This is a genomic window from Rhodococcus sp. YH3-3 (genome assembly GCF_001653035.1).
GTDB classification, from domain to species: domain Bacteria; phylum Actinomycetota; class Actinomycetes; order Mycobacteriales; family Mycobacteriaceae; genus Rhodococcus_F; species Rhodococcus_F qingshengii.
In genome coordinates this window covers 2,165,027-2,187,009 of record NZ_BCWH01000002.1, presented here as the reverse complement: position 1 = coordinate 2,187,009, position 21,983 = coordinate 2,165,027, and the positions used below count along the sequence as shown (strand labels likewise).

Below are 21,983 nucleotides of genomic sequence, written 5' to 3'. Positions count from 1 at the left end.
CGACAAACTGCTGACAGATAGAGTGAGCACATGGTTTCCGAGCAGTCAGTGAACTCCGTGGTGTCGAAGCCGGAGAAACGACGCCGAAACAGCGATCTGACCAGGGTGAACATCATCGCCGTCGCCACCGAGGAGTTTGCCGACAAAGGCTTTGCCGGCGCCCGAGTGGACGAGATCGCAACCAAGACTCACACCACCAAGCGCATGATCTACTACTACTTCACCGACAAGGAAGGGCTGTACAAGTCCGTCCTCGAACACGCGTACAGCGTCATTCGTGCGCAGGAACGTGAACTCGACCTCGAGGGATTGAAACCCACGGCAGCAGTCCGCGCCTTGGCCGAACTCACCTTCGACCACCACGAACAACACCCGAACTTCATTCGGCTGGTAGCCAACGAGAACATGCTCCGCGGTGAGCACATCGAGAAATCCGAGCTACTCAGCGGTCTCGGCGCCCCCGCCGCCGACCTGGTCTCGCAGATCCTCCACGACGGACAGCAGTCGGGAGCATTCCGCTCCGACGTAGATGCTCTCGATATTCACATGTTGATCAGCAGTTACTGCGTCTTTCGTATCGCCAATCGTTACACCTTCAAAGCGCTCTTCGACCGCGACCTGACCGACTCGACGCATCGTGAGCATCTTCGAACAATGCTCGGCGACATGGTTGTTGCGTTCTTGACCTCGAAGGCGCCGTCCTGACCCACCCCGAAGTCCGAAAAATCCCCCTACGGTGGTGAGTGGAACTCACAGCTGCCACCGGGAGGAATGACGTGACCGAGAATTACGTAGACGGGCTTTCACTCGAGGAGAAGGCGTCGTTGACGTCGGGCTCGGATTTCTGGCACAGCCAGTCCGTTCCCGGAATCGAATCGATACTCCTGACCGACGGTCCGCACGGAGTCCGGAAACAACCCGAGGGCGGCGACGCACTCGGACTCGGCCACAGCATTCCAGCGACATGTTTCCCACCGGCGGTCGGGTTGGGCTCGTCGTGGAACCTCGACCTCATCCGCCAGGTCGGTGAGGCTCTGGGCGACGAGGCCAAAGCCGAACAGGTCTCGGTCCTCCTCGGCCCAGGCATCAACATCAAACGATCACCCTTGTGTGGCAGGAATTTCGAATACGTCTCCGAGGACCCATTCCTCTCCGGCCGCGTCGCGGCAGCGCTGATCACCGGCATCCAGTCTCGCGACGTCGGAACCTCGCTCAAGCACTTCGCTGCCAACAACCAAGAACACGACCGGATGAGAGTCAGTGCCGACGTCGACGAACGGACGCTGCGCGAGATCTATCTGGCCGGCTTCGAATACGCCGTCAAGACCGCGGCCCCGACGACGGTCATGTGCTCGTACAACAAGATCAACGGTGTGTACTCGAGCCAGAACCATTGGCTGCTCACCGAGGTACTCCGCGAACAGTGGGGCTTCGACGGCCTCGTCGTTTCGGACTGGGGAGCGGTCAACGACCGCGTGGCGGCACTCGCCGCGGGCCTCGACCTGGAAATGCCGCCGACCGGAACCGATACCCAGATCGTCGACGCCGTGCGCGGCGGCGACCTGGACGAATCAGTGCTCACCACTGCCGCCGAGCGCCTGGCGACGCTGGTGGCACGCACCGCCGCCGCGCGCACCGAAGGCCACACGTACGACGTCGAGCGTCACCACGAACTGGCACGGACCGCTGCAGCGGAGTCCGCTGTCCTGCTGGCCAACGACGGAGAACTGCTGCCGCTGACCCCCGGCGGGCAAACCGTCGCGGTGATCGGCGAATTCGCGTGCAGCCCGCGGTACCAGGGAGCCGGCAGTTCACAGGTGGTCCCGACCAAGCTCGACAATGCCTTGGACGCGATCCTCGACCTCGAAGGCGCCGACCGCGTCACTTTCGCACCGGGCTTCACCTTCGACGGCACTCCGGACGACGACATGGTCACCGAGGCTGTCGACGCCGCACGCCGCGCCGACGTCGCGGTGCTGTTCCTCGGACTACCGTCCGCCACGGAATCCGAAGGATTCGACCGAACCGACATCGAACTGCCGGCTGACCAGATCGCCCTGCTGGAAGCGGTCCACGGCGCGAACCCGAACACGGTCGTCGTGCTCGCCAACGGCGGTGTGGTTGCGATCGAGCCTTGGAAGGATCATGCCGCCGCAATCCTCGAGGGCTGGCTACTCGGCCAGGCGGGCGGCTCGGCGATTGCCGATCTTCTGTTCGGCATCACGAATCCGTCCGGCCGCCTGACGGAGACCATTCCGCTTCGCCTCCAAGACAATCCGTCGTATCTGCATTTCCCGGGATCACAGCAGCACGTCCGCTACGGCGAAGGCCTGTACGTGGGATACCGCTACTACGACTCCGCACTGCGCGAAGTGGCGTACCCGTTCGGGTTCGGGCTGAGCTACACCACCTTCGACATCACCGATACCTCCGTCGAGGCCGGTGAGAACTCCGCCGAAGTGACCGTCACCGTGCGCAACAGCGGCGACCGATCGGGCAGCAGCGTCGTTCAGGTCTACGTCCACGACGCCTCGGCAAGCATCGATCGACCCGCGCAGGAATTGAAAGGCTTTGCCAAGGTCCACCTCGACCCCGACGAATCCGCGACTGTGACCATCACGCTCGACAGCAGGGCATTTGCCTATTAGTCTGTCACGGAAAAGGACTGGGCGATCGAACCTGGCGACTACGAGATCCGCGTCGGCTTCTCGTCTCGGGACATCGCAACCACCGACACGATCACCCTGGCCGGGAACGTCGGCGTCGGCACGCTCGACGCCATGTCGACCATCGGCGAATGGCTCGCCCATCCCGTCGGCAGCGCAGTTCTCGGCGCCGCCATGGCTGCCGCAGCGGGCGACGGTGCACAGGCGGTCAGCCCCGAGATGATGGCACTCGCAGGCTCGATGCCGCTCGGAAAACTCGCCACCTTCGGCCTCGGGATCACCGAGGAACAGGTGGAGCAGTTGGTGGCGGCCGCAGCACAGCCGGCCTCCTAACTCTCTGAACTGCGGTTTCGACGAGCAGCGTGACCGCCAGTAGATTTTTATGAACTATTTGGTTAATAATCTTGTGTAGTTGCTGTGGCGTCGGTTACATTCCTTGTATCGCTCTCCGCACAGACGTTCTTTATACGAACACAATCGGCGGATGTAGAGCCTCCACGACGCTTCCACCCAGGAGATGAGCATGTCAGCTAGCACGGTTACACCGTCCGGGCCCGAGGCGGGATCCTTGGCAAGGCCGGACACGACCAAGGTCAAGCGCGCCGCAACGTCGTCGTTTCTCGGCAGCATGCTCGAGTACTACGACTTCTACATCTACGCCTCCGCCGCTGCGCTCATCTTCCCCACGGTGTTCTTCCCGGACAGCGGGCATGCGGCTCTACTTTCGCTGGCCACCTTCGGTGTCGCGTACGTCGCGCGTCCCCTCGGCGCTGTAGTCCTCGGCCATTTCGGTGACCGCGTCGGCCGCAAGAAGATCATGCTGCTCACGCTCATTCTGATGGGCGCAGCCACCTTCCTCATCGGATGTATTCCCAGCGCCGATTCGATCGGAGTTCTTGCACCGATCCTTCTCGTCCTGATGAGAATCGCCCAGGGCATCTCCGCTGCCGGTGAACAGAGCGGTGCCAGCTCACTGACGCTCGAACACGCCCCCGAAGGCCGACGCGCGTTCTTCTGCAGTTGGACCCTCAACGGCACCCAGGCCGGCTTCATCCTCGCCAGCCTCGTATTCCTGCCCATCGCCGCGCTCCCCGACGACATCCTCTACACGTGGGGCTGGCGAATCCCGTTCTGGGGCAGCCTGATCGTTCTGGTCGCGGCATACATCATGCGTCTCAAGCTCGAAGAGCCCGAAGAGTTCACCGAGCAGCAGGAATCCAAGACCGTCGCCAAATTGCCTGTTGCCGATCTTCTTCGCACCCACAGCGCAAATCTGATTCGCGTGATCTGCTGCGCTTTCATCGCCGTCGTCTCGACCATCTTCTCCGTCTTCGGTCTCGCTTTCGCCACCACCGAAGAAGTGGGGATTCCGAAGTCGACCATGCTCTGGGTTGCCATCGCAGCCAACGCCGTAGCCCTGCTCAGTCAGCCCGCCTGGGCGATGCTCTCCGACCGGATCGGTCGCAGGCCGCTGTTCATCGGTGGCGCCCTCGGTAGCGCGGTGTTCATCTACGTGTACTTCGGCGCAATCGCCAGCGGCAACGTTCCCCTGATCTTCCTCGCCGCAATCGGATTGATGTCCGTCTTCTACGCTGCCCCGAATGCCATCTGGCCGTCGTTCTACTCCGAGATGTTCAACACCAAGGTCCGCTACTCGGGCATTGCGATCGGCACCCAGGTCGGCTTCGCCCTCGCAGGCTTTGCCCCCGCCATCGGCAACGCCCTCATGGGCGGCGACAAGACACACTGGATGCCCGTTGCCATTCTGACTTCGGTGGCCTGCGTCATCTGCGCGCTCTCGGCGTTCACCGCCAAGGAGACGTTCCGCACTCCCCTCAAGGAACTCGGCAACCCGATCTAGCCGAATACCCGACAGACATCCTGCACGAACCACTGTGTTGCACGAACCACTGTGTTGCACGAACCACTGTGTTGCACGAACCACTGTGTTGCACGAACCACTGTGGCCCGGCATCTCGCGAGAGATACCGGGCCACAGTCGTTTTGAAGTTCTACGCCGTCTTGTCGCGACGCTCGCCACGTTCCGGCTTACGCGGAACGATGGTCGGAAGTACGTTGTCGTTGACGGTCTCCGCGGTGACGACCACCTTTTCGACGTCGTCACGGCTGGGAATGTCGTACATCACGGGAAGAAGAACCTCTTCCATGATTGCGCGCAGGCCACGAGCGCCGGTTCCACGCAAGATCGCCTGATCGGCGATAGCGTCGAGCGCTTCTTCGGTGAACTCGAGCTCGACGCCGTCCATGTCGAACAGGCGACGGTACTGCTTGACGAGAGCGTTCTTGGGCTCCGACAAGATCTGAACGAGCGATTCCTTGTCGAGGTTGGTCACCGACGCGATCATCGGCAAACGGCCGATGAACTCGGGAATCAGACCGAACTTGATCAAATCCTCCGGCATGACCTCGGCGAAACGATCGACCGTATCCAGTTCGGCCTTCGACCGAACCTCGGCGCCGAAACCGATACCGCGCTTGCCGACACGATCGGAGACGATCCGCTCGAGACCTGCGAAAGCGCCCGCGACGATGAACAGCACGTTCGTGGTGTCGATCTGAATGAATTCCTGGTGCGGATGCTTACGGCCACCCTGCGGCGGGACGCTCGCCTGCGTACCTTCGAGGATCTTCAGCAACGCCTGCTGAACGCCTTCGCCGGAGACGTCACGCGTGATCGACGGGTTCTCGCTCTTACGGGCGATCTTGTCGACCTCGTCGATGTAGATGATTCCGGTCTCGGCGCGCTTGACGTCGTAGTCGGCAGCCTGAATCAGTTTGAGCAGAATGTTCTCGACGTCCTCACCGACGTAACCGGCCTCGGTCAACGCCGTCGCGTCAGCGATGGCGAACGGGACGTTGAGCATCTTCGCGAGAGTCTGAGCGAGATACGTCTTGCCACAGCCGGTGGGGCCGAGCATCAAGATGTTGGATTTCGCGAGCTCAACCGTCTCACCCCGCGCGTCACGGCCCTTGTCGCCGGCCTGAATGCGCTTGTAGTGGTTGTAGACGGCCACGGCCAACGTCCGCTTGGCGGAGTCCTGACCGATGACGTAGTTCTCGAGGAATTCTCGGATCTCCGCAGGCTTGGGAAGCTCGTCGAGCTTGACCTCGCTCGATTCGGCCAATTCCTCTTCGATGATCTCGTTGCAGAGGTCGATGCACTCGTCGCAGATGTACACCCCGGGTCCTGCAATGAGCTTTTTGACCTGCTTCTGACTCTTACCGCAGAAAGAGCACTTGAGCAGATCCCCGCCGTCGCCGATGCGTGCCATCTCGTGAGGTCCCTACTTTCCATCATGTACGTGCACTCGCCGCCACTCGATCGGTCGAGACGCTCCGCAGTACTTCGGTAGTTGTCAGATCAGACAAACTGATCGAACAAATCTGGTCGAACAATCGCAGAACGCCGGTCGAGAACCAGCCCGTGAAGTGACGGTACCCGCAGATCCCGAACGGGGTCGACCTGTTCTCGGCGTTTCGTCTGCGGATAAAAAAGAAAAGAGTCGAGATTTCAGCCTGGCAAGCGCTCCACCAGGCACTTCTCGACGTGTCCGCCTCGTGTCGGGAATCGGGTAACAGATCCTCGACACGAGGCGGAAATCGACTACTTCTGTGCGCTGAGCTTCCGGTAAGCCAGCACGTCGTCGATGATGCCGTACTCCTTGGCCTGCTCGGCCGTGAGGATCTTGTCGCGATCGGTGTCGACGCGGATGGTCTCCGGATCCTTACCCGTGTGCAGCGACAGCGTGCTCTCCATGAGCCGACGCATACGCTCGATCTCCGCAGCCTGGATCTCCAGATCGGAAACCTGACCCTGGATGCCGCCCGTAGCCGGCTGGTGGATCAGAATGCGCGAGTTGGGGAGCGCGAAGCGCTTGCCCGGCGTACCGCCGGCCAGAAGCACGGCAGCTGCCGAAGCAGCCTGACCGAGGCAGACGGTGGAAATGTCGGCACGGACGTACTGCATCGTGTCGTAGATCGCCATCAGCGCGGTGAAAGAACCACCGGGCGAGTTGATGTACATGGTGATGTCGCGGTCCGGATCCTGCGATTCGAGAACCAGCAACTGCGCCATGAGGTCGTTGGCGGAGACGTCGTCGACCTGCGAGCCGAGGAAGATGATGCGCTCCTCGAACAGCTTGTTGTACGGGTCGGACGTCTTGACGCCGTAGCTGGTCTGCTCCGTGAACTGGGGCAGGATGTAACGCGATTGGGGGCCCGACGGCGCCTGGCCGCCCAGCGAGTTAGCTCCGAAAAGATTGGTCATCAGTTCTCCAAAGTATGAATTGGGCAGCGAAAGGATGGGCGAACCGGCTCAGTTGCCGGTGCCGCCGGCCTGATTCGCACGGGAGACGACGTGGTCGACGAAGCCGTACTCGAGAGCTTCCTTCGCCGTGAACCAACGGTCACGGTCGGAGTCCGCGGTGATCTGCTCGACCGTCTGGCCGGTGTGCTGAGCAATCAGCTCGGCCATTTCGCGCTTGGTGTGCTTGAACTGCTCGGCCATGATCGCGATGTCACTGGCGGAACCACCGATGCCGGCGGACGGCTGGTGCATCATGATGCGGGCGTGAGGCAGTGCGTAGCGCTTGCCCTTGGTGCCTGCCGAGAGCAGGAACTGACCCATCGACGCCGCAAGGCCCATGCCGAAGGTGGCGATGTCGCACTCGGCGAACTGCATCGTGTCGAAGATCGCCATACCTGCGGTCACGGATCCACCGGGCGAGTTGATGTAGAGCGAGATGTCTCGCGTCGGGTCCTCGGCCGAGAGCAGCAGGATCTGTGCGCACAGCTTGTTGGCGATGTCGTCGTCGACCTGGGTACCGAGGAAAATGATGCGCTCTCGCAGCAAGCGCTCGTACACCGAGTCGCTGAGGTTCAACCCAGCGGTCGCTGAAGTCATGGCGGGACTCTGCAAAGTCTCCAGGTGATTGGAAGTCACGGTACCTGCCTTCTATGTGGATCTACTTGTGCGGTGGATCGTCTATGCGAAACACTTCTACTGACACAGACAGTAACGAAGTAGGGCGGCACCGGAGTCCCGGTGCCGCCCTACTTCGCTCAAAGCGGAAAACTCAGTGCAGTCGATCGTGGTGAAAACACCCGTCCGCCTGCGTTTTTACTTGTCTTCGCTCTCGGCGGAATCAGACTCGTCCGCTTCGGTTTCGGCCTCACTGCTGCCGAACAGCTCTGCGGTGTCGACAACTGCGCCGGAGGTGTCCTTGACACCGGCCGACTCGACGACGGACGCGAGAGCCTTGCCACGACGGACGTCTGCGAAGACGGCGCCGAGCTGGTTGGCCTGCTGGATCTGCTGGATGAACTGCTCAGGAGCCATACCGTAACGCTGCGCCTGGAACAGGATGCGCTCGGTGAGCTCGTCCTGACCGACGGTGACGTTGCCCGCATCGGCAATCGAGTCGAGCAAGAGCTGCGTCTTGACGGAGCGCTCAGCGGCTTCCTGTGCATCCTTGTCGAACTCTTCGCGGCTGCTGCCCTGCTCTTCGAGGAGCTTGTTCAGTGCCTCTTCGTCGTGATCGAGACCGTGAACGGCGTCGTGCAGTGCAGCGTCGACCTCAGCCTTGACGACAGCCTCCGGCAACGGAACCTCGACGGTCTCGAGCAGCTGCTCGAGAACCTTGTCGCGGATCTGACCGGCCTGCTCGACCTTGCGGACGCGTGCGACGCGCTCACGGAGGTCAGCCTTCAGTTCTTCCAGGGTGTCGAACTCGCTGGCGAGCTGAGCGAACTCGTCGTCCTCAGCCGGAAGCTCGCGCTCCTTGACCGTCTGCACGGTCACGGTGACAACAGCTTCCTTGCCTGCGTACTCGCCGGCGACCAGCGTCGACGTGAAGTCCTTGGACTCCCCCGCCTTGAGGCCGATGATGGCTTCGTCGAGGCCCTCGATGAGCTGGCCCGAACCGACCTCGTGCGACAGTCCGCTCGCGGTTGCCTCGGCAACGTTCTCGCCGTCGACGGTGGCCGACAGATCGATGGAGACGAAGTCGCCGTCCTCGACTGCGCGGTCGACGCCGGAGAGGGTGCCGAAACGCTGACGCAGCGAAAGCAGCTGCTCTTCGATGGCTTCGTCGGTGATCTCGATCGGATCGACCTCGACGTTGATGGAGCTGAAGTCAGGGAGCTCGATCTCCGGGCGCACGTCGACCTCGGCGGTGAACTCGAGGAGCTCGCCGTCTTCGATCTTGGTGACCTCGATCTCGGGCTGGCCGATGGCCTTCACGCCGGCGCTGGTGACAGCCTCGGAGTAACGCGACGGCAGAGCGTCGTTGACGACCTGCTCGAGCACAGCGCCGCGACCGACACGCGCTTCGAGGAGGCGGGCCGGAGCCTTGCCGGGACGGAAGCCGGGGAGACGAATCTGCTGCGCGAGGGCCTTGTAGGCCTTGTCGAAATCAGACTTGAGTTCCGCGAAGGGCACCTCAACGTTGATACGGACTCGCGTCGGGCTGAGCTGCTCGACGGTGCTCTTCACGAAACTTCGCTCCTTCGTCTGGTCTTGCTCACAACTTGTGTTGAATCGGTACTGCTGTGTGTTCGGTAGTGCTGTGTGTTCGGTACTGCTGTCTGGCGCGGCACTTCACTCCCGGACTTACTGGAGGTGAAGTGCCATGTACGTACTTGTCGGGATGACAGGATTTGAACCTGCGACCCTCCGCTCCCAAAGCGGATGCGCTACCAAGCTGCGCTACATCCCGTTTCCGATCACATGAAACACACGATACGGCCATCCGAGGCCACTAAGACAGCGGGCCACAAAGGCAGCCACCATCGGTGACCGCGCACAACCCTATCGCGCTCACTACTCTCTCACGAACCCGACCGCCATTTGTACACGGCCCGGCTGTCGACCCCGTCAGTATGTCATCCGACGGCAGCCACATACAGCCTTGCCTCAACTGCCATTCAGAGCCGGAATCAGAAGTCGCGCCTGCGGCCGAGACACCCCGACTCGCCGAGCAATTCGCCAATTCCCCAGGTGAACGACGGTCTCGAACTTCTCCGACCCCCCGATTATGAAATCCGGTGGGGCATTGGGTACAGTTCCGTATCGCAGACGACGAACACGGCGATCCCGAGTTGTCGTATGCACGGGGATGTAGCTCAATGGTAGAGCCTCAGTCTTCCAAACTGATCACGCGGGTTCGATTCCCGTCATCCCCTCCATCAAGAGGGAAACTCCACAAAGATCCGCACCGGCCCAGCCGGTGCGGATTTTTTGTATTCCGACTTTGTCCACTCAGACCACCCCCCTGCGGTCCGTATCCTGGAGTTGTCCGGATCGATTCTGCTCGGGAGGCCACTCGTGACCACGATTCTTCTCATACTCGTCGTTCTGGCCGTAGTCGTATTTCTGGTCATGAAAAGCCAGCAACGCGGTTCCGGCCACAGCGCAACACAACTCGACGATGCGAAAGCCGATGCCCGGCAGGCGATCGAACGCCTCGGCGGTCAGGTCTACAACCTGACCGGCAGTGACGACGCGTCGCGCCAAGCCCTCGCCGACGCGGCCGAACGGTACAACGCCGCAGGCTCGCAGATCGATCAGGCCGCAACGCCGGTCCAAGCACGTCTCGCGAAACAGACTGCACTGGAAGGGCTTTACTACATCCGCGCGGCACGGGTGGCGATGGGCATGGATCCGGGACCGGAAGTTCCTTCCATCGACGGACAGAAGGCTGCCGGTTCGGTCACCGAAGACCGTGAGGTCGAATTCGAGGGCCGCAAGGTCGCCGCATCACCCAATCCGTCGTCGCACACACCCAACTACTACCCCGGTGGCCGAGTCGCCGGACGCCCGGTCCCGGCCGGCTGGTACTCCGAACCCTGGTGGAAGCCTGCACTCGTCGCCGGCGCCTGGGGTCTGGGTTCGATGATGCTGTTTTCGACCATGTTCTCCGGCATGGCCGGGGTTCCTTACGGCGCAGAGGCTTTCGCACAGGGCGGCGATTCCGGCGCCGATACAGGCTCCGGTGACTCGGGAGATCAGGGTATGGACGCCGGTGATCCCGGCGCCGACCAAGGAAGTATCGACAACACCGATTTCACCGCAGACGGTGGAGGCAGCGACTACGGGGACTTCGGAGGCGGCGATTTCGGTGGCGGCGACTTCGGAGGCTTCGACTTCTAAGCCGACTGACACACCGGGCACCAGAACAGGTTTCGTGCCTTCATGACGGAATGCAGGATCGGTGTGCCGCACACGCGGCACGGCGATCCTGCTCTTCTGTAGACATAGGTACGCGGACGATCCTTCGCGTACGCCGGATCTCCGTTGTCGTGCTCGGCGCGAACGACGTGCATCTTCCCCCGTCTGACGCCGACTTTCATCAATTCGACTAGGTCTGCCCACATGGCGGTCCACTCGCCGTGAGAGACGAGATTCCCCGGTCGTTCAGGGTTGATTCCGTGACGAAAGAGAAGTTCGGCGCGATAGACGTTGCCGACACCCGCCAGGACCGCCTGGTCCATCAGCAGGGCGCCGATTGCCGTCTTGGACTTGGAGATTCGCAACCAGGTCTTCTCTGGATCCGCGTCGCGGCGCAGTGGGTCCGGCCCGAGTCTGGCCTCGATCGCGGCGACCTGAGGAGGTAGCAGGACTTCGCAGGCGGTGGGACCACGAAGGTCGGTGCCGAAGTCGGCACCGACCATTCGCATCCGGACCTGGCCTACCGGTTCTTCCATCGGCAGGGCGGCGTCGGTGAACTTTCCGTACAACCCGAGGTGTACGTGAACTGTCAGACCGTTGTCGTACGTGTGCCAGAGGTGCTTTCCCCAGGCATCCGAGGACGTGAGTACGTGTCCGTCCACCAGGCGCGCGTCCTCGGCGAATCTGCCTTGCGGACTGAGGACGCGGACCGGTGAACCGACGAACTTGCGGGCATGCAACCGTGCCAGCCGGTGCAGGGTATGACCTTCAGGCACGGAACAACTTTCGGATCAGGCTTGCGGCAGAGCCGGTGCGACGCCGGTCTTCTCGTACTCGGACAGGATGTCGATACGACGCTGGTGGCGCTCTTCACCCGACCATGCGGTGGCGAGGAAAGCGTCGACGATGGCAAGCGATTCCTCGAGGGAATGCATACGTCCGCCGATGCCGATCAGCTGAGCGTTGTTGTGCTCACGTGCCAGCTTCGCCGTTTCGACGCTCCAAGCGAGGGCGCACCGTGCGCCGGGAACCTTGTTCGCGGCGATCTGCTCGCCGTTGCCACTGCCACCCAGGACGATTCCCAGGCTGCCCTCGTCGGCGACGACGCGCTTTGCGGCTTCGATGCAGAAAGCCGGGTAGTCGTCCACGGCGTCGTACTCGTGAGCACCACAGTCGATGGCCTCGTGGCCGTTCGCTTTCAGGTGTTCGATGATCTCGTTCTTACGTTCGAATCCGGCATGGTCGGCACCCAGGTATACGCGCATGGCGACAATTCTCTCAGGCCCGACCAGCCGGGCGCACCCGGGTCGACGTCACACTTTCAGGAACAGGCATCGCCGCGCGAGCACACCTATCGTGGTGCCCATGTACCCCGTCAACGGCCAGGCCGCTGCACCCGCCGTTCGTGTGTCACCGGGCAGTGACGCCGTTCGCCACCCGTGGGAAATCCCGCTACTCGTGCTCGCGGTGCTGACGACGGTCGTCACTTATGTGGTGGCGATCGTTCTGATCGCTGCGGGTGATCTGTCGACGTGGATCCTCGTGGTGCTCGCGGCTCCGATCCTGCTGTTCCTCGCGCGAGGTCAGCTGTACGGATCGCAACAGGTCAACGGAATCAAGATGACGCCTTCACAGTTTCCGGAGGGGTATCAGCTGGTTGCCGAGGCTGCGGCACGGTTCGGCATGAAAACTCCGCCGGATGCCTACGTCGTGCTGGGGAACGGACGGATCAACGCGTTTGCGTCGGGGCACGGATTTCGCCGTTTCGTCGTCGTCTACAGCGACCTGTTCGAAGTCGGTGGGCAGGCACGCGAGCCCGATGCGCTCGCATTCATCATCGGCCACGAGGTCGGCCACATCGCTGCCGGGCATGCGTCGTACTGGCGCCAGTGGGGACAGTTCGCGTCGAACTACATTCCGGTGATCGGGTCTTCGCTGTCGCGTTCCATGGAGTACACGGCGGACAACTTCGGCTTTCACATGCGCCCTCAGGGTGCACCGGGCGCGATGGGCGTCCTCGGCGCGGGAAAGTATCTGGTGGGTCTGGTCGGGTTCGACGAACTGGCCGATCGGGCGACACTCGAATCCGGGTTCTTCCCGTGGTTCGTCAACATCTTGTCGTCGCATCCGGTGCTGACCTGGCGTGCGGCTGCGCTTCGCAACCGCACGCACTCAGGGCATCTGTTCTTCCGGCCGGGTCAGCTCTACCGAAATCCGGCGCTCACTGCCGCTCAGTCGAACTGAGGATCCTCGTTGCGGGTCCGCTTGAGCTCGAAGAAGTGGGGGTAGCCGGCCAGCGCGACTGCGCCGTCCCACACCTTGCCTGCGTCCTCGCCGCGCGGGATGCGTGAGAGCACGGGGCCGAAGAACGCCACACCGTTGACATGGATCGTCGGGGTTCCGACGTCGGGTCCGACGGCGTCCATGCCCTTGTGGTGGCTCTCGCGCAGAGCCTCGTCGTACTTGTCGGTGTCGGCGGCCTCGGCCAGTTCAGGTGGCAGGCCGACCTCGGCAAGGGACGACTTGATGACGTCGGCGAAGTCCTTGTTTCCCTCGTTGTGAATCTTCGTCCCCATCGCCGTGTACAGCGGCAGCAGGATCTCGTCACCCTTCAGCTGCGCTGCAGCGATGGCGACACGGACCGGGCCCCAGGCCTTGGTCATCATCTCCCGGTACTCGTCGGGAAGGTCACGGCCCTCGTTGAGAACCGCAAGGCTCATCACGTGGAACTTGGCCTCGATGTCGCGTACCTGCTGGGCCTCGAGAATCCAGCGTGAGGTGATCCAGCACCACGGGCAGAGCGGATCGAACCAGAAGTCAGCAGTGTCCGTGGTCTTGCTCGAGGTTGCGCTCACGAAGAAACTCCCTATCAGTTCATGTCGGTCAGGTCATATCAGTTCGGGGACATACTCCCGTTCTGCCAACAATCATGAACCCCCAATCCTTCCCGCGCTTTCCCCCGAACCACCTCCCGATCGCAGTAGTGTCGAAAAGAAACGAGTACGAAGGAGTGGTTCAGTAATGAGCACCAACCGGAGATTCGTGATCGTCGGCGGCGGGCTCGCGGGCGCAAAGATCGCAGAAGCCCTGCGTGACAGAGATTTCGACGGTGAGATCACCGTACTGAGTGAAGAAGACCACCTCCCGTACGAGCGTCCGCCGCTGTCGAAAGAGTTCTTCGCCGGCAAGAAGACGCTCCCCGAATTCACCGTCCACGACGGCGAGTGGTTCCGCGACCATCATGTCGATCTTCGCCCGGGAACGACGGCAACGGCCATCGACCCCGCTGCGCACACCGTGTCACTTCCGGACGGTTCCACGATCAGCTACGACAAGCTCGCCTTGGCCACCGGTTCGCGGTCGCGGCGCCTCGACATCCCGGGATCCGACGCCGAGGGCGTTCACTACGTGCGAACAGTCGATCAGGCCGCCGCGCTGCTGCGCACCCTGGCCGCCGACAAGAAGCTCGTCGTGGTCGGTGCCGGCTGGATCGGCCTCGAAATTGCCGCGTCGGCTCGCGGTTTCGACGTCGAGGTCACCGTGCTCGAACATGCCGGCCTTCCGCTCCAATCGACCCTCGGCCCGGAAATGGGTGAGGTCTTCGCCGCGCTGCACCGCCAGAACGGGGTGGACTTACGCACCGGCACGGACGTCACTGCAATCTCTGTCGACGGCGGTCACGCCTCGGGCGTCACTTTGAGCGATGGAACCGTGATTCCGGCCGACGCCGTGTTGATCGCTGTCGGCGCATTGCCGAACACCGAGTTGGCATCGGAGGCGGGTATCGACGTCGACAACGGGGTTCTCGTCGACGCCGGTCTGCAGAGCAGCGACCCCGACGTGGTCGCAGTGGGTGACATCGCGGCCGCACAGCATCCGATTCTGAATGCACGAATTCGGGTGGAGCACTGGGCAAACGCACTCAACCAACCCGAGACGGCCGCAGAGACCATGTTGGGACGGCCCGCCGAGTACGTCCGCATGCCGTATTTCTTCACCGATCAGTACGACCTCGGAATGGAATACGTAGGTCACGCACCGCACGGCGGCTACTCCCGTGTCGTCACTCGCGGCGACGTCGACAAGCGCGAGTTCCTGGCGTTCTGGCTCGATTCCGCGAACAAGGTGCTCGCCGGCATGAACGTGAACATCTGGGATGCCGGTGACGCCATCAAGGAATTGGTCGCGTCTTCGCGTCCCGTCGATCCGGAGCGGTTGGCCGATCCGGAGATTCCGCTGGCAGAAGTGTCCGCTTGAGTGAAGTCGTTCTCTTCGTGATGGGATGGACGTAATAGATCCGCACCATCTACGAGGAGATCTTTGTGGTCGCACCGAACCTGACACGCGAAACCGCAGCGCAACGGTCAGCAATCCTGACCGTCGAGAACTACCTGATCGAACTCGATCTCACCGACGGCAAAGACGCACCCGGCGAGGAGACGTTCTCCTCGAAGACCACCGTCACGTTCACCGCCACGGCCGGAGCAAGCAGCTTCATCGACATCGTCGCGGCCAGAGTCCATTCCGCGGTCCTCAACGGCACCGCGCTCGACGTCTCCGGCTACGACGAGTCGACGGGCATCAGCCTGCCTGATCTCGCTACCGACAACGAGTTGGTCATCGAGGCCGATTGCATCTACTCCCACACCGGCGAGGGACTGCACCGATTCGTCGACCCGACCGATGACTCCGTCTACCTCTATTCACAGTTCGAGACGGCCGACGCCAAGCGCATGTTCGCGTGCTTCGATCAGCCTGATCTCAAGGCCACGTTCGACGTCCGCGTCACCGCTCCCACGTCGTGGAAGGTCATCTCCAACTCCGCGGTCGTCGAGACCCTTGCCGCCGATCCCGGCAAGCACGTCTTCAGGACCACCCCGAAGATGAGCACGTACCTGGTGGCGCTCATCGCCGGTCCCTACGCGCAGTGGACCGACAACTACTCCGACGAGCACGGCGACATCCCGCTCGGAATCTTCTGCCGCGCTTCACTGGCCGAGTTCATGGACGAGGAGCGACTGTTCACCGAGACCAAGCAGGGATTCGACTTCTATCACCGCAACTTCGGTGTTCCCTATGCTTTCGGCAAGTACGACCAGCTCTTCGTCCCCGAATTCAATGCCGGCGCGATGGAGAATGCCGGCGCCGTGACATTCCTCGAGGACTACGTCTTCCGCTCCAAGGTGACCCGCTACTCGTACGAGCGTCGTGCCGAAACGGTCCTGCACGAAATGGCGCACATGTGGTTCGGCGACCTCGTCACGATGGCGTGGTGGGACGACCTGTGGCTCAACGAGTCGTTCGCGACCTTCGCTTCGGTCCTGTGCCAGACCGAGGCCACGGAGTACACGAACGCCTGGACGACGTTCGCCAACGTCGAGAAGTCGTGGGCGTACCGCCAGGACCAGTTGCCGTCGACGCACCCGATTGCCGCGGACATTCCGGACCTGGCCGCCGTCGAGGTGAACTTCGACGGCATCACCTACGCGAAGGGCGCCAGCGTCCTCAAGCAGTTGGTGGCATACGTCGGACTCGAGCCGTTCCTCGCCGGACTGCGTGAGTACTTCCGTGAGCACGCATTCGGAAACGCAACATTCGACGATCTGCTGGGCTCACTCGAAAAGTCCTCGGGCCGTGACCTTTCCGACTGGGGTCGGCAGTGGCTCAAGACTACCGGTTTGAACATCCTGCGCCCCGACTTCGATGTCGACGCAGACGGAAAGTTCACCCGCTTCGCCGTCCTGCAGGACGGTGCTGCACCAGGCGCCGGGGAGCGTCGAATCCACCGGATCGCCATCGGAATCTACGACGACGTCGACGGCAAGTTGGTGCGAAGCCATCGCGTCGAACTCGACCTCGATGCCGTGGAAAGCACGGATGTCCCCGAACTTGTCGGCGTCGCCCGCGGTGCACTCGTGTTGGTCAACGACGACGATCTCACCTACGGCTCCGTGCGACTCGATCCCGAATCGTTGGCGACGGCGATCGAGCGGGTCGGCGACATCACCGACTCACTCCCCCGCACCCTGGTCTGGTCGGCAGCGTGGGAAATGACCCGTCAAGCCGAACTGAAGGCACGCGACTTCGTCGCGCTGGTCGAGCGCGGCATCAGTTCGGAGACCGAAGTCGGTGTGGTGCAACGTCTCTTGCTCCAAGCCCAAACCGCCATCGGCTCCTACGCAGATCCGGCCTGGGCCGAGGCCGAAGGCGCGGCGAGCTTCGCCAATCGGTTGCTCGAACTCGCACGTGAGGCAGAGGCCGGGTCCGACCACCAGCTGGCATTCGTCAACGCACTCACCGGCGCAGCACTCTCCCCGTGGCACACCGAGGTACTGCGCGAATTGCTCGACGCCGATCCCTCCACCGTTGGGCTCGACGGCCTGATCGTCGACACGGACCTGCGCTGGCGCATCGTCGGGGCACTCGCGGCCGCCGGTGAGATCGACGCCGAAGGAACCGCAACTCCATTCATCGACGCCGAAGCTCAGCGTGACCCGACCGCTGCGGGCGCTCGTCAAGCCGCGGCGGTACCCGTCGTGGTCGATCTCGGACGAATCCGTAGCGGCAGCAGACCGGTTCCTCGAAGGCGACATCCCTCCCGCGTTGCGTCGCCTGGTCGTCGAAGGCCAGGCCGGCGTGGTTCGTTCACTCGCAGCACGAAAGTTCGACGCGAGCTGACATGCAAAAGGCCGGTGCCCGCGTCGATTCTCACGAATCGACGCGGGCACCGGCCTGTGTCTGACAAACAGTTACGGCGCTGAAATTGCGGCTGCCATAACGCGGATGGCACTGATCAGTCCGTCGATCAGGTTGCCTTCACTGAAGGATGCAACAGCTGCCGTTGCTCCGAGCTGGGTAACACGATCGGTGACCCGATCGGCGATTGCCCGACCGCTGCGAACCTCGACGGTGCGCTGGTTGGGCGAAACGGCGATCAGGACGGAACGCTCGGCTTCGGGCGTGGTCGGGAACAATGCGTCGGCACCCGCTGCCGGATCAGAACCGAGATCACCGACGTACGCGTTGAACCGCACCTTGGTGGCCCGCGTCGCTTCGGTCATCGCGACGTCGAGCGCGACCAGATCCATGGTCTCGAACGGAAGATCGTCGGTGAACGGCTCGCCGATGCGATGCACACCGGATACTCGTCCACTGGACGTGACGACGCTGCCGACGGGCAGGTCCTCGGGCGCTACTGCGAGCGCGGTCGAATGATCACCACTTGCCACTTGCGGACCCTCCGATCAGATCAGCCGAACCGGCTTCGATTGCGTGTGCACTGCCGTGATGGCCACCGCGAACGGTGACCTCGTCGACAGCACTCCACAGCACGGGAGCGTGATCCCACGACTCACCGAGATGGAACGCCGGCGGAACCGGTCCCGGCGTCTTCTTCCCGAGGAAGGACGCAGCCGCGAAGAACGCGGTGATCAAGGCCGGAATCCCAACGTATATCAGTACTACCTCGAGAATGCTCACACCAGATAACGTAGCCCAGAACGCCAGGAAGGAAAGCGTCAGGGCCACAAATTCTCGGGCAATTTCGTTTCGGTGACGCTAGAACTCAATTCAGGCTGCGCCCACGCCGACACATTGCTCAGGCTGCGCCCACGCCGACACATAGCTCAGGCTGCGCCCACGCCGAGATAAGGCATCCACGCCGGATGCAATTCCTTGGTCGCCGCGAGCAGACGCCAGTGAGGTCCGGACGGCGGGACCAATTCCGCACGGAGGGTCCATCCGAGTTCGCTGAGCATCTTGTCGGCCTTGCGGTGATTGCAGGGGGCACAGCACGCGACGCAGTTCTCCCACGAATGCCCGCCACCTCTGCTGCGAGGAACGACGTGGTCGATGGTTTCGGCTTTGGCTCCGCAGTACGCACATCGGAAGTGGTCACGATGCATCAGCGCGGCACGAGTCATGGGGATGCGGGCGCGATATGGAACGCGCACGTAGGTGCGCAATCGAATGACCGAGGGAACCTGCACCGACCAGTCCGCGGAATGGACTACCGGGCCCTGTTCGTCCTCGTGGACGGTATCGGCCTTGCCGCAGGCCATCAGTACGACCGCGCGCCTGGCAGGAAGGGCGGTCAGCGGTTCGTACGTGACGTTGAGCAGTAGCACCCGACGTTTCACCCACTCGGGGACTACGCGATCGGGAGGGAACATCTCGAGGTGAGAATGCTCGTCGGAAAAGAGTGGGTCGGCAGTGTGCGCGAACCCGTCAGGAACAACTTCCAGAACAGCCCCTAACGCGTGGTCGTTCCGCGCGCTAGTGGGCTGGAGTTGTCGGTGATTGCGTGCAGCATGTCGGTTCTTCATACGACCTCCGGGAGACTGCCCCCAAGTTGACCACGGATGATCGCGTTACGCACTCCCATTTCGAACAAAATTGCCAGGACGGCCGGTGAATTTCCGGTGAATGGGTACGCACTCCGACTCGATACAACCGTCGTCGACCCGGAAACCGACCACTACGGCCGTCAGGCACAATGGAACTTGCCATGAATGACGTACAGCACGACGTGCAGCAGACCTTCTACGACGCCGTCGGCGGAGCCGAGACGTTTCACAAGCTCACCGCGCGATTTTACGAAGAAGTCGCGAAGGACGAGGTTGTGCGCCCGCTCTACCCCGAGGCCGATCTCGGCCCGGCCGAGCGGCGGATGCGGATGTTCCTCGAGCAGTACTGGGGCGGACCGCACACGTACTCGGAGGAGCGTGGACACCCGCGTCTGCGGATGCGCCACAATCCATTCGTGATCGGCCCGATCGAGCGTGATGCGTGGCTGCGGTGCATGCACGTCGCCATCGCGTCCATCGACGAGAAGACTCTGAGCCCGGTGCACCGCAAGCAGTTGATCGACTACATGGAGATGGCTGCCGCGTCCATGGTGAACTCCGCTATCTGACCGTCTACCTAGCCTTCGGCCTGAACACGCGCGCGACCCGGCGGACTGCTCGTACCCCGAACGACACCGTGGGATGCAGGGGCGAACTCAAGATTGCATGCTTGCGCACGTACTCTTCGACCTCCCACTCCGACCAACTGCCCGCACGGAAGAGTGCGGCATCGCCGACACTCAGGGTTCGCTCGGCGATTCCGTCGGCCTGAACGGTGACCGACCCTTCGATGATGTGCACGATTTCGTCCGCGTGGAAGTACCAGCGGAAGCGCCCCTTCGTGCAATCCCAGACGTGTGTAGTCGTGGTCCCGTCTTTACTCGCCGACCATTGCGCCGACCGTGCAACCGGTGTGCCGAAGATTATCCAGTCGCGGTTGATCGGATCATCTTCGAGCAGTACATGATCCAAACTGACCGCTTCGATTGCCGACAAAGTCAAGGCCAAGCCCCCTTGGTTGAATTCCCGAATACTTATCCCCCGGCAGTAACACCAAAGTTGCCACATGGTGTCACCGCGTGAATGCAAAGTACACCAAGGCTAGGTAAAGAGTCACGCTTTTGCCGTGTCCAAGTCGTGAGAGTGCCAGACGTTTGGCACTATGAACTGCTGTGAGCACCCCCGCGGATTCGTCCTCTGTAAGCCGGCCCGAAGCCCCGTGGTGGAACGAGGCGGTCTTCTATCAGATCTATCCGCGTTCTTTTGCCGATTCGGGCAGCGACGGTATCGGCGACCTCGGCGGAGTCGAGGAGAAACTCGGCTACCTCGAACTGCTCGGCATCGATGCAATCTGGTTGAGCCCGGTGATGAAGTCACCGATGGCAGACCACGGCTACGACGTCTCGGATCCTCGCGACATCGATCCCCTGTTCGGCGATCTGGCGACGATGGATTCACTGATCACGTCAGCCCACGAACGCGGAATCAAGGTCACGATGGACCTGGTCCCGAACCACACGAGTGATCAGCACGAGTGGTTCAAGGCAGCCCTGGCGTCGGCGCCCGGTTCTGCGGAGCGATCCCGTTACATCTTCCGAGACGGCAAAGGTGAGAACGGCAACGAACCGCCGAACAACTGGCCGAGCATCTTCGGCGGCCCGGCGTGGACCCGCGTCACCGAAGCCGACGGAACACCCGGCCAGTGGTACCTGCACATCTTCGCCAAGGAACAGCCCGACCTGAACTGGGACAACCCCGAGGTCTTCGACGACCTCGCCAAGACTCTGCGGTTCTGGCTCGAGCGCGGAATCGACGGATTCCGCATCGACGTGGCCCACGGAATGGCCAAGCCCGACGGTTTGCCGGACCACGACTGGGAGCTCAACGAGCTCATGCGCAATTCCGACGACGACCCGCGGTTCAACAACCCGGCAGTTCACGAAATCCACCGCGGCATCCGCAAGGTCATGGACGAGTTCCCGGAGGCGATGACCGTCGGCGAGATCTGGGTGAAGGACAACCAGAAGTTCGGCGAATACATCCGGCCAGACGAACTGCATCTCGGATTCAACTTCCGACTTGCAGAAACCGAATTCTCCGCCGAGTCCGTCCGGGAGGCCGTGGAGAACTCTCTTGCGGCCGTCGCCGAGGTCGGGGGTGTGCCCACGTGGACGCTGTCGAATCACGACGTCGAACGTGAAGTCACGCGCTACGGCGGGGGTGAGATCGGAACCCAACGCGCACGGGCGATGATCCTCGTCGAACTGGCGCTTCCGGGCGCGAGCTTCATCTACAACGGGGCCGAACTCGGCCTGCCGAACGTCGACCTGCCCGACGAGGCACTACAGGACCCGGTCTGGGAACGATCCGGACATGCCGAGCGAGGACGCGACGGCTGCCGAGTGCCCCTTCCGTGGGAAGGAAGCGAACCCCCGTTCGGATTCACCACCGGTGCGAGCACCTGGTTGCCGATGCCACGCGAGTGGTCGACACTTACGGTGGAGGCGCAGATCGAGGACGTCGACTCGATGCTCTCGCTTTATCGCGCCGCCCTCGAACTTCGTAGCGCCAGGCCGGAGTTCTCCGGCGCCGACATCGATTGGTACGGCAGTCCCCCCGGCTGCCTCGCTTTCCGTCGACGCGGTGGTCTGATCTGTGCTCTCAACACCACGGAGGTGCCGATCGCACTGCCGAGCGGGCAGCTGCTGTTGAGCAGCGCACCACTCGTCGACGGTCAACTACCCGTCAACGCTGCGGCGTGGCTGATCTGAGAGAACACCGCAC

General features: G+C 62.3%; 18 protein-coding genes, 2 tRNA genes and 2 pseudogenes. 10 read left to right on the top strand and 12 right to left on the bottom strand.

The genetic code is table 11. From position 1 onward, the window contains the following. The first annotated feature begins 30 nt into the window (after positions 1-30). The 3 genes and pseudogenes from YH3_RS23160 to YH3_RS23150 all read left to right on the top strand — a co-directional run bounded on the left by YH3_RS23160 (position 31) and on the right by YH3_RS23150 (position 4,527). Positions 31-705 (top strand): TetR family transcriptional regulator, encoded by a 675-nt coding sequence (locus YH3_RS23160; protein WP_007730968.1) that lies wholly within the window; start codon positions 31-33, stop codon positions 703-705. A gap of 71 nt (positions 706-776) precedes the next feature. Beyond that, a pseudogene (locus YH3_RS23155) lies at positions 777-2,999 on the top strand (glycoside hydrolase family 3 C-terminal domain-containing protein). 190 nt (positions 3,000-3,189) lie between these two features. Then, positions 3,190-4,527 carry an MFS transporter gene (locus YH3_RS23150; protein WP_042450291.1) on the top strand — a complete coding sequence of 446 codons (1,338 nt, stop codon included), beginning with the start codon at positions 3,190-3,192 and terminating at the stop codon, positions 4,525-4,527. Between the two features lie 151 nt (positions 4,528-4,678). Here the strand turns inward: YH3_RS23150 and clpX are convergent, their stop codons facing one another. The 5 genes from clpX to YH3_RS23125 form a co-directional block, all read right to left on the bottom strand. After that, entirely contained in the window at positions 4,679-5,959 is a 1,281-nt protein-coding gene (clpX, locus tag YH3_RS23145; protein WP_003944582.1) for an ATP-dependent Clp protease ATP-binding subunit ClpX, read from the bottom strand. A gap of 332 nt (positions 5,960-6,291) precedes the next feature. Then, positions 6,292-6,954, bottom strand: coding sequence for an ATP-dependent Clp protease proteolytic subunit (locus YH3_RS23140; protein WP_003944539.1), 663 nt, complete (start codon positions 6,952-6,954; stop codon positions 6,292-6,294). A 48-nt stretch (positions 6,955-7,002) separates the two neighbouring features. Beyond that, entirely contained in the window at positions 7,003-7,590 is a 588-nt protein-coding gene (locus YH3_RS23135; RefSeq protein ID WP_007730960.1) for an ATP-dependent Clp protease proteolytic subunit, read from the bottom strand. Positions 7,591-7,806: 216 nt separating this feature from the next. Then, positions 7,807-9,180 carry a trigger factor gene (tig, locus tag YH3_RS23130; RefSeq protein ID WP_064444103.1) on the bottom strand — a complete coding sequence of 458 codons (1,374 nt, stop codon included), beginning with the start codon at positions 9,178-9,180 and terminating at the stop codon, positions 7,807-7,809. Positions 9,181-9,329: 149 nt separating this feature from the next. Next, positions 9,330-9,403, bottom strand: a tRNA-Pro gene (locus tag YH3_RS23125). A 395-nt stretch (positions 9,404-9,798) separates the two neighbouring features. On the opposite strand from YH3_RS23125, the gene YH3_RS23120 reads away from it, so the two are divergent. Together YH3_RS23120 and YH3_RS23115 are read left to right on the top strand one after the other, a co-directional pair. After that, a tRNA-Gly gene (locus tag YH3_RS23120) sits at positions 9,799-9,872 on the top strand. Positions 9,873-10,065: 193 nt separating this feature from the next. Continuing rightward, entirely contained in the window at positions 10,066-10,836 is a 771-nt protein-coding gene (locus tag YH3_RS23115; RefSeq protein ID WP_064444263.1) for a hypothetical protein, read from the top strand. Here the strand turns inward: YH3_RS23115 and YH3_RS23110 are convergent. Then, complete coding sequence (locus YH3_RS23110) at positions 10,833-11,630, bottom strand: Fpg/Nei family DNA glycosylase (protein WP_064444102.1); 798 nt, start codon at positions 11,628-11,630, stop codon at positions 10,833-10,835. The two genes, YH3_RS23115 and YH3_RS23110, sit on opposite strands and share 4 nt — an antisense overlap. A 15-nt stretch (positions 11,631-11,645) precedes the next feature. Next, on the bottom strand, positions 11,646-12,119 hold the full coding sequence (locus YH3_RS23105; RefSeq protein ID WP_003944571.1) for a ribose-5-phosphate isomerase: 474 nt from the start codon (positions 12,117-12,119) through the stop codon (positions 11,646-11,648). Between the two features lie 100 nt (positions 12,120-12,219). Here YH3_RS23105 and YH3_RS23100 point away from each other — a divergent pair, with 100 nt between their 5' ends. After that, positions 12,220-13,098 (top strand): M48 family metallopeptidase, encoded by an 879-nt coding sequence (locus tag YH3_RS23100; RefSeq protein WP_042923839.1) that lies wholly within the window; start codon positions 12,220-12,222, stop codon positions 13,096-13,098. Here YH3_RS23100 and YH3_RS23095 read toward each other — a convergent pair. After that, on the bottom strand, positions 13,086-13,709 hold the full coding sequence (locus YH3_RS23095; RefSeq protein ID WP_003944541.1) for a DsbA family protein: 624 nt from the start codon (positions 13,707-13,709) through the stop codon (positions 13,086-13,088). The genes YH3_RS23100 and YH3_RS23095 overlap by 13 nt on opposite strands. Before the next feature lie 166 nt (positions 13,710-13,875). On the opposite strand from YH3_RS23095, the gene YH3_RS23090 reads away from it, so the two are divergent. Next, on the top strand, positions 13,876-15,111 hold the full coding sequence (locus tag YH3_RS23090; protein WP_064444101.1) for an NAD(P)/FAD-dependent oxidoreductase: 1,236 nt from the start codon (positions 13,876-13,878) through the stop codon (positions 15,109-15,111). A 65-nt stretch (positions 15,112-15,176) separates the two neighbouring features. Continuing rightward, positions 15,177-17,532 (top strand): annotated as a pseudogene (gene pepN, locus YH3_RS23085) (aminopeptidase N). 71 nt (positions 17,533-17,603) lie between these two features. Here pepN and YH3_RS23080 read toward each other — a convergent pair. From YH3_RS23080 to YH3_RS23070, 3 genes are all read right to left on the bottom strand, one after another. Beyond that, positions 17,604-18,083, bottom strand: coding sequence for a DUF5130 domain-containing protein (locus tag YH3_RS23080; RefSeq protein WP_003944512.1), 480 nt, complete (start codon positions 18,081-18,083; stop codon positions 17,604-17,606). Continuing rightward, on the bottom strand, positions 18,070-18,333 hold the full coding sequence (locus tag YH3_RS23075) for a hypothetical protein (RefSeq protein ID WP_007730943.1): 264 nt from the start codon (positions 18,331-18,333) through the stop codon (positions 18,070-18,072). The genes YH3_RS23080 and YH3_RS23075 overlap by 14 nt, the downstream gene beginning before the upstream one ends. Positions 18,334-18,479: 146 nt before the next feature. After that, the gene (locus YH3_RS23070; RefSeq protein ID WP_003944465.1) at positions 18,480-19,178 is read right to left on the bottom strand and encodes an HNH endonuclease; all 699 of its coding nucleotides are present in this window, start codon (positions 19,176-19,178) and stop codon (positions 18,480-18,482) included. Between the two features lie 182 nt (positions 19,179-19,360). Between YH3_RS23070 and YH3_RS23065 the strand changes: the two genes are divergently transcribed. Then, the gene (locus YH3_RS23065; protein ID WP_003944464.1) at positions 19,361-19,768 is read left to right on the top strand and encodes a globin; all 408 of its coding nucleotides are present in this window, start codon (positions 19,361-19,363) and stop codon (positions 19,766-19,768) included. A 4-nt stretch (positions 19,769-19,772) separates the two neighbouring features. On the opposite strand, the gene YH3_RS23060 is transcribed toward YH3_RS23065, so the two are convergent. Next, positions 19,773-20,201, bottom strand: coding sequence for a cupin domain-containing protein (locus YH3_RS23060; RefSeq protein WP_228401110.1), 429 nt, complete (start codon positions 20,199-20,201; stop codon positions 19,773-19,775). Positions 20,202-20,371: 170 nt separating this feature from the next. On the opposite strand from YH3_RS23060, the gene YH3_RS23055 reads away from it, so the two are divergent. Further along, positions 20,372-21,970, top strand: a complete 1,599-nt coding sequence (locus YH3_RS23055; protein WP_030536650.1) for a glycoside hydrolase family 13 protein — start codon at positions 20,372-20,374, stop codon at positions 21,968-21,970. Positions 21,971-21,983 lie beyond the last annotated feature (13 nt).

Excerpts from the sequence above, each read along its gene's own strand:
- YH3_RS23135 (WP_007730960.1), bottom strand. The coding sequence starts at position 7,590 with ATGACTTCAGCGACCGCTGGGTTGAACCTCAGCGACTCGGTGTACGAG.
- YH3_RS23105 (WP_003944571.1), bottom strand. The coding sequence starts at position 12,119 with ATGCGCGTATACCTGGGTGCCGACCATGCCGGATTCGAACGTAAGAAC.
- YH3_RS23065 (WP_003944464.1), top strand. The coding sequence starts at position 19,361 with ATGAATGACGTACAGCACGACGTGCAGCAGACCTTCTACGACGCCGTC.
- YH3_RS23070 (WP_003944465.1), bottom strand. The coding sequence starts at position 19,178 with ATGAAGAACCGACATGCTGCACGCAATCACCGACAACTCCAGCCCACT.
- YH3_RS23115 (WP_064444263.1), top strand. The coding sequence starts at position 10,066 with ATGAAAAGCCAGCAACGCGGTTCCGGCCACAGCGCAACACAACTCGAC.
- YH3_RS23140 (WP_003944539.1), bottom strand. The coding sequence starts at position 6,954 with ATGACCAATCTTTTCGGAGCTAACTCGCTGGGCGGCCAGGCGCCGTCG.
- YH3_RS23160 (WP_007730968.1), top strand. The coding sequence starts at position 31 with ATGGTTTCCGAGCAGTCAGTGAACTCCGTGGTGTCGAAGCCGGAGAAA.
- YH3_RS23150 (WP_042450291.1), top strand. The coding sequence starts at position 3,190 with ATGTCAGCTAGCACGGTTACACCGTCCGGGCCCGAGGCGGGATCCTTG.
- YH3_RS23100 (WP_042923839.1), top strand. The coding sequence starts at position 12,220 with ATGTACCCCGTCAACGGCCAGGCCGCTGCACCCGCCGTTCGTGTGTCA.
- clpX (WP_003944582.1), bottom strand. The coding sequence starts at position 5,959 with ATGGCACGCATCGGCGACGGCGGGGATCTGCTCAAGTGCTCTTTCTGC.
- YH3_RS23090 (WP_064444101.1), top strand. The coding sequence starts at position 13,876 with ATGAGCACCAACCGGAGATTCGTGATCGTCGGCGGCGGGCTCGCGGGC.